Below are 659 nucleotides of genomic sequence, written 5' to 3' on the forward strand. Positions count from 1 at the left end.
GCGCGGACCAGTTCCCACCCCACGAGCAGCCGCGTATCGACGACGAGGTGGGCGTCCGCGAGGTCCAGGTGGAGATCCGGCCCGGCGGCCGCCACCAGCCGCCCCCCGACGGCCCCGTCGGCGACCAGCTCCCGCACCACTCCGGCGGCGGGGGCCTCTCCGCTCAGCGCGGCGAGGCCGAACGCCGGTGCGTGGTCGACCGCCCCGAAGTCCAGCCGTTCCAGGGTCTCGGCCCAGCCTTCGAGCGCTACGGCCCGCCCGTGCAGCTCCGCCAACTCCCGCTCCCGGGCACTCCACTCGGGCAGGGTGGCCCGTACCGCCCGCTTGCGCGCGTAGGGCACCCGGTCCGGCACCCCCAGGGCCGCCCGCAGCAGCTCCTCCGTGCGCCGGGCCGCCATCAGCGGACCCCGCCCCAGCCAGCAGAACGCCACGGCGCCCTGTTCGAGCAGCCGCACGGACCCCCGCTCCTCCGCCGTGATGCCCACCTTGACGAGCCCGGGACCGAACCACGCCAGGTACACCCGGTACGTACGCGGATCGTCCGGCACCCCGTCGGCGGCCACGGAGAAGGCCCGGTCAAGCCGCGCGCACTCCGGGCACCGCGCCTGCGAGGCCCGCGCCGGCACCTCGGCCCGCACCGGGCAGGCGTTCCCCCGCGC

The 659-nt window shown here is 77.4% G+C and carries 1 protein-coding gene; it reads right to left on the reverse strand.

Features of this window, described 5'->3' with window-relative positions; genetic code table 11:
- The coding region (locus AB8Z36_RS41525) for a DUF2797 domain-containing protein (protein ID WP_369218499.1) at positions 1 to 659 on the reverse strand (659 nt) is incomplete at both ends.

Origin of the sequence: Streptomyces flavofungini, assembly GCF_041028215.1 — a bacterium.
GTDB lineage: Bacteria > Actinomycetota > Actinomycetes > Streptomycetales > Streptomycetaceae > Streptomyces > Streptomyces flavofungini_B.